The organism is Bacillus sp. ISL-77 (assembly GCF_018613105.1).
On sequence record NZ_JAGGQY010000057.1, the window covers coordinates 1 to 6845 of the forward strand.

Here is a 6845-nt window from a genome sequence, read left to right on the forward strand (position 1 = left end):
AGGACATTACTTGTCAGTCCTGATTCAATGGACGCTGTTCCGATTACGATATCAATTGTCTAACCGACTTTGGTAGGAAGCCGTGCTCCTGCCTCTCTTAGTAATTCAATGGTTAACTCTAAAAAAAGCGCCGCCAAAATGGGAGGGAGTGGTATTTCCCGGCGGGAGGTAACCAAAGTGTTCATTAAATCCTTTGGTATCAGTTCGTAATGGTAGGATAAGGTCGCTACATATACAGGCGTTATTAAAATTGAAAAGGCAACGGCGAAAAGCCGGATCAGCAGGAAAAAAGAGGATACATCCAAATTAGGAAATAATCCTCGAAAGAACTGAAGAATTCAACCAGAGTTGTTGGGGTAATCAGGACTTGTGGACACCTATCAACGAATATGGCTATTTTCCCTTCTGTCAGAATGGCCTTGACCCTGTCCGGACGCTCCGTGTCCAGAAGCTGTGGAAAAGCGGAATTTTTATTATACGATATTTAATTGAACTATGTAGGAACTATCTGTAATGGCAATAAATTCAACACTTTTGATCCGTTCTCTAACGGTTTGAACATTCTCAGGATCGGTAATGCCATCAATGGCATAATGACCACATTCGTTTTGGAATGAGAGCCGACGGTTAATTCTTCAACAATCGTTCTTTAACGGGAAGCCTTTTGGGAAATAAGTTTTACATTTTGCTCAATTGATTCGACAAAAGCTTCCTTCGGACCGATTACGCTAAATTCAACCTCAGGCGTTGTAATGCCGCAAGTTCCTTTTAGGCAGCTAAAAACCCAAAATTCTTTTTGTCTGATTAAAGAGTTTACAGACCATATCATTAAATAATAAATGAAATAGAAAAACTGTTATTGGTTTGACGATTAATAAAAGAAACCTTTTTATAATCCTTTGATCGGTGAAGATATTGCTCCAGGGATTCTATTTCATCATTTTCCCAGTTTTTTTGCAAACCAGCCCTTCTTGGCGTCTCACCACCGTCTACCATTTTTTATTTATCGTTTCCTCCTTTGGGAGAATTATGAATCATGCTGCTGAAAAAAATATAAACTTGAATGGAAATAGATACTGTTTGGATTCCAGTAGATGTTTTTTTAGTATATTGAGTAAATAAAGGTTTGGCTGCTAAAAGCATATCATGCCCTCATATCCAATAAACGCAACATAGTTGACATTATGTTGAAAATTATTTTTAGAAAAAGTAGGCGAAATTAAGAAGGGGTATACAAAAAATGAGTGAGTTTTTGAAACTGCAGCGTGAAGGCTTTTATTTGGTTTTAAAATGGGGTAGCTTTTGATAAATCTGAATCTATTATTATGGAAGAGTTAAACATCTTTATCATCGTTATGATAAAATATATACTCTACAAATTCTTCAGCAATTTGATGAGGGATATTATCTACAATAAAAATTTGAAATTGACTGCCTAGCTCAATTAATCGGTAGTTGAAGGGGACAGTCCTATCCGGAAGAAAAGCGGAACCCGAAAACCCGCACGGTTACGGGCATGTATAAAATCCTGCATATTTCATTTTTTCGGAACACCATAGAAATGTTGATATAGTAGGGATGGTGAGGATATGTTAACTGTACATGTATAGAGAATACAAAAAGTCTCTTATTAAACAAAAGACTTTTTTTACGTAACCTCTTCTCTGAACATCAACATACTAAAATAAACCTATTAAGTTTGGGGACAAGCACAAGCTGATACTAATATCTTTCACATATTGGTATATACTTGTATTCATAAAAATTGAGTCCGTTGGTCCTGTTGGTCCTGTTGGTCCTGGCTTACCTGTTGGTCCGGTGGTCTTAGCGTTTTTATAGCCTTCCTTTGGAGACCAGCTTTATCCACCTTGGGAATATTCCGAATAGATAAGGGGATAAATTATATATATTTATTCCTCGGATTGATTACTGTGATGTTGATATCAAAGTGGATAACCAATATTTTCGCACATTTTCAAAAGGAAAAAATCTCTTAAATAGGGTAGTACCAGCGTTCGTGCAACCAGGGGCAAAGTAGACAGTAGACATTTCTCAAGACCTCTTGCCCCCATTGGTTACTAGTTAGTCTCATTATTTTTTGCATCTTACGATACAGAGTCATTCTAGAGATACTGGCTTTTTCTGCAGCATCCGTACGACTCATCCCTTGATCCATAAGATATAAGGCATAATTAACCTTTTCCTCCCGCCCCGAGATCAAACCCCTTCACCTTTTGCGCTGTTTCTCCTTTGGCGGTTAACATTAAGATCGGAATATCACTGAACTCCCGAAGCTCTCGACATAATTCCCAGCCATCCATGTTTGGCATCATAATATCAATGATTGCTAAATCTACCTTTATTTTTTCCATCAATTGCAATGCCTTTATACCATCAGAAGCCTCATAAAGCTCGTCCTTTTTTAAAAAAAGGAGGACAAGTTCTCGAATATAGCAGTCATCATCGACAATTATTATTTTCGTCATTCATCCTCATCCTTCCGAGTTATTACGCAGGTTCTATTAATCGTAATTGTTGCTCGGCAAATTCACGATACAAAGAGTGAGTTTGTAGAAGTTGTTCGTGTGTACCACTTCCGGTAATTTTTCCTTTTTCGAAAAAGATAATTTGATCAGAATCAATGACAGTTGATAAACGATGGGCGATAATGAGGGTCGTTCTTCCCTTCATTAAAAAGCTTTGATGGTTTTGTTCGTAGCACCAATTGAATAAATTGACCCCAGCCTTTTTGTTGCTTCACTTCTGACATATTAATTTACATCCTTTCTATCTTTGTCGGTAATTAACATATCCCATTCCTTATTACAAACATGATTATACAAAGAATATATGAATTGAATATGAACAACAAAGGTTCATAGTGCTCAAAATGAGTTTTCATCTGACTACTAATTGTAATTCATAATCCTTCCAGCATTGGAAATAATAAATACAATGCTGAATACGGCGGTGAAAACGATAATGGGCTGGTTTACAAAAAAACAGGGACAAACAGATGAAAAAGAATCACTCGAACAATATCTCAAACGCTCAAACGATTTTAAACAGGTTTATTATATCAATCAACCAACAAACACTCAGTTTTCTTTTTCCTTTATTGCTACGCTAATTGACGAAAGCATTTTGCAGGAGAATGCCCTTCCTTATTTACTAGAGAAACCCTTCGAAACAATCGAAGATGTAAAGAAACTTATCGCGATAGCTGACGTGCAAATTAGCAACGATCCAAGCGTAATCGAACAGAAATTGTTTAATGGATATGTACTATTAACACATGATTCAGACAAAAAAAACTTTGCGTTTTTGGCCGCCCAAAAAGAGCTTGTCCGCGGCATTACAACGCCGGAGGTTGAATTTAGTGTAATCGGCCCGAAGGAAGCTTTTGTCGAATCAGTAGAGCAAAATATCAACCTCATTCGTAAAAGGCTCCCCGTGAAAGAACTTATTATTGAAGATTTTACAGTGGGTTCTCTTTCTAAAACGAAAATATCCGTTTTGCACATTGATGGCATTGCCGATCCCACCAATGTCAAAACCATTAGGGAACGGATAAAAGGTATCGAATTTGATGCTATTACGGATAGTTCCTATATCGTCCAAATCATATCTGATAATAAAAATTCCCCTTTTCCCCAACTTCTGGATACGGAGCGTCCAGACAGGGTGACAGCCATTCTGGCAGAAGGGAAAATTGCTATCCTTGTTGATGGGTCACCGCAAGCATTGATTGCGCCAACAACACTGGTTGAATTCTTCAGTTCCTTTGAGGATTATTTCTTAAATTGGATGTTATCCTCTTTTTTCCGGCTGATCCGGCTTTTCGCCGTTGCCTTTTCAATTTTAATAACGCCTGTATATGTAGCGACCTTATCCTACCATTACGAACTGATACCAAAGGATTTAATGAACACTTTGGTTACCTCCCGCCGGGAAATACCGCTCCCGCCCATTCTGGAAGCACTTTTTTTGGAACTGACGATTGAACTGCTTCGGGAAGCGGGAGCGCGTCTTCCTACTAAGGTTGGCCAGACGATTGGTATCGTGGGCGGTATCGTTATCGGAACGGCCTCTGTTGAAGCCGGACTGACAAGTAACGTCCTCCTAATCATCGTGGCGCTGGCAGCATTAGCATCTTTTACGACACCTGTTTATAAAATGGGCAACGCCATTCGGTTACTGCGCTTTCCTTTCTTGTTTTTTGCAGAATTGTGGGGGCTGCTTGGAATCGTTTTTTGTTTTTGTCTGTTAATGACACACGTAATAAGGCTTACTTCCCTTAACAGGCCTTTTTTAGAACCAATCTATCCACCTAGAATGATGGATTTGAAGGATTCGCTTATTAGGCTTCCGTTCAGCAAACAATCCAAAAGGCCACAAGATTTACGGACACAAAATCCTGTTCGTTTTTCTCTTAATGAAAAAAAGGAAAAAAGAGATATTGATGAATAGGAGGCGAGTGTTGGGATATGGAACAATTAGTGCCTGAAAAAGCAAAAATATCGCCTTTTTTAGTTTTTTTTCTAGTCCACACTATGCAGCTTGGCATAGGTGTCCTTGGCTATCAGCGCATTATCGCTCAGACCGCAGGATATGATGCATGGATATCGGTAGTTATTGCTGGTTTAAGCGTCCATATCATTCTATGGATGATTTACAAAATCGCTGAAACAGCCAATGGGGATATTGTATCAGCTCATACTTTCGTATTTGGAAAGAAAATGGGCAAACTCCTATCTCTGCCATTTGTGTAATATTTTTTACTTATCTGTGTCTCGGTGCTTAGGACCTTTATTGAGGTCGTACAAGTGTGGATGTTTCAGGATATGAGTACCTTTTGGTATTCATTGGCTTTTTGTGGTTTGGCTATTTATATTATTTTCGGAGGGTTTAGAACGGTAACAGGTGTGGCATTTTTCGGAGTCGTTCTTCCGGCATATCTAATATTCACTTTTTTATTTACCATACCCTATGCTGATTTAAGAAATTTACTTCCAATCTTTGATCACTCGATTAGGGATCTGGTTATGGCATCTTATCAAATGTCCTTACTTATCTCGGCTATGAGGTACTATTGTTTATTTACCCGTTTATTAAAGAACCACAAAAATCAAAAAAATGGGCCCATCTGGGTGTTCTTTTAACCACTTTTCTCTATACACTTCTTACCATTGCAACCTTTGCCTATTTTTCAGAGGGACAGCTGCAAAAGAATATCTGGGCAACGTTGACAATGTGGAAAATAGTGGAAATGCCTTTTGTCGAGAGATTTGAATACATTGGCATCGCCAATTGGAATATCATCATTCTCCCCAATTTTTGTATTGCTCTTTGGTGTGCCAGCCGCATTGTAAAAAGGGTGATTAACCTGAAGCAAAAATATGGTGTCCTCTTATTATCAATGGTCGTGTTAATCACCATTAATTTTTTAAAGACCCGGCAACAAATTCACACCTTGATCGACTATACAGGAAAAATTGCTTTTTTGATTAACTACGGGTACATCCCATTACTCTTTTTTCTGATTCTTATTGTGAAGAAGGTGAAGAAAAAATGAAAAGTATCATGATATCCCTACTAATTTTAACCACAGTTCTTGTAGGGTGTGTACAAAAGGAGATCTTAGATGATGTTAATCTCGAAACGGGAAGCGCTTATGATTATGTTGGTGATAAGATACGCGGAACGGCATTAGTACCTATCTATTTGCCAGATAAAGCCGTTGAAAATAAAACCTTTACGGCCTCTTCTATGTTAAGCAGGGATTTTTTTAGAGATGTGCAGCGTCAATCTTCAGATCCGATCGTGACAGGAAGTCTTAAAGTAGTCCTTTTTGGTGAACGGCTTGCGAGAAAAAAAGGAATTTTAGACCTCATTGATTCGTTTCAACGGGATCCCAGCGTAGGTGCCGGCCTTTACCTCGCTGTAACAGAGGGTGAAGCAAAGGATTTTGTTGAAGGTCAGTTTGGAAAAAGAGGAAATGCCGTTTATTTATCCAATCTCATTCGCCATAATATGAAAACAAAAGATGTGCCCAAAACAAACCTTCAGCGTTTTTTATTTGATTTTAATCAATTGGGGAAAACACCTTATCTCCCGCAGTTAAGAAAAATTGGAAAGGATCAGATTGAAATAAGCGGAATCAGCTTTTTTCGGTATGGAAAAGTCGTGGAAACCATTCCAGCTGAGAAAATGTTCTATTTCAAGCTGCTGGTTGACAAATATAGTCAAGGAACCTTAAAGGTGAACATGGGCAAAGATTTGGCAGCCATTGAAAGCATCCGTTCAAAATACAAAATGCGGCTTGCATCCAGAGATCCCGTTACAGTAAATGTGCAGCTTAAGATTAAAGCTATCTTAAATGAATACTCCGGCAACCGTGCTACACCAAAGGAAATTAAAGAAATCGAAAAGAAACTACAAAAGAAAATTGAAGTTGAATGTAAAAAATTAACAAAAGGGTTTCAGGAAAAAAATATTGATCCAGTAGGATATGGGCATTTTGTAAAAAGCAACACTAGGCAATTCAATTTTAAACAGTGGGCAACTGACTATCAAAATCTAAAAGTAAATGTCCATGCAGATGTAGCCATTACGGAATCTGGGGTCATAGAATAATTTTGATATTCACTTAACCATTTTAGAAAATATATTGCTTCATACCATTCTCTGCTGAATCTGAAAAGGAGACACTTTGTTTTAAACTGGCACCCATGTCAAGGACACATGAAAAAAAGAGTTAAGAAGCTAAAAGATGATTCCTATATTGAATAGGGGTCATCTTATTTAAATTCCATTGATAACGGTAATTGTTATAGTAAACCATA

At 37.9% G+C, this 6845-nt stretch carries 4 protein-coding genes and 5 pseudogenes; 3 read left to right on the plus strand and 6 right to left on the minus strand.

Annotated elements, in window-relative coordinates; translation table 11 throughout:
• Positions 1 to 62: 62 nt before the first annotated feature.
• From J7E77_RS22745 to J7E77_RS22765, 5 genes and pseudogenes are all read right to left on the minus strand, one after another.
• Positions 63 to 754 (minus strand): annotated as a pseudogene (locus tag J7E77_RS22745) (spore germination protein); the annotation flags it as partial.
• 245 nt (positions 755 to 999) lie between these two features.
• Positions 1000 to 1143: a hypothetical protein gene (locus J7E77_RS22750; protein ID WP_214717122.1), complete on the minus strand. Its 144-nt coding sequence runs from the start codon at positions 1141 to 1143 to the stop codon at positions 1000 to 1002.
• Between the two features lie 952 nt (positions 1144 to 2095).
• Positions 2096 to 2227: pseudogene (locus J7E77_RS22755) on the minus strand (helix-turn-helix domain-containing protein); the annotation flags it as partial.
• A pseudogene (locus J7E77_RS22760) lies at positions 2208 to 2486 on the minus strand (response regulator); the annotation flags it as partial. The pseudogenes J7E77_RS22760 and J7E77_RS22755, both read right to left, overlap by 20 nt.
• Positions 2487 to 2508: 22 nt before the next feature.
• Positions 2509 to 2694, minus strand: a pseudogene (locus tag J7E77_RS22765) (multidrug ABC transporter permease); the annotation flags it as partial.
• A gap of 288 nt (positions 2695 to 2982) precedes the next feature.
• Between J7E77_RS22765 and J7E77_RS22770 the strand changes: the two are divergent.
• The 3 genes and pseudogenes from J7E77_RS22770 (at position 2983) to J7E77_RS22780 (ending at position 6636) form a co-directional block, all read left to right on the plus strand.
• Positions 2983 to 4470, plus strand: a complete 1488-nt coding sequence (locus tag J7E77_RS22770; RefSeq protein WP_214717125.1) for a spore germination protein — start codon at positions 2983 to 2985, stop codon at positions 4468 to 4470.
• Positions 4471 to 4553: 83 nt separating this feature from the next.
• Positions 4554 to 5575 (plus strand): annotated as a pseudogene (locus J7E77_RS22775) (GerAB/ArcD/ProY family transporter).
• A complete protein-coding gene (locus J7E77_RS22780) occupies positions 5572 to 6636 on the plus strand; it encodes a Ger(x)C family spore germination protein (protein WP_214717124.1) in 1065 nt (354 codons plus the stop codon). The pseudogene J7E77_RS22775 and the gene J7E77_RS22780 overlap by 4 nt, the downstream one beginning before the upstream one ends.
• A gap of 121 nt (positions 6637 to 6757) precedes the next feature.
• Here the strand turns inward: J7E77_RS22780 and J7E77_RS22785 are convergent.
• The coding region (locus J7E77_RS22785; protein ID WP_214717126.1) for an IS3 family transposase at positions 6758 to 6845 on the minus strand (88 nt) is incomplete at its 5' end.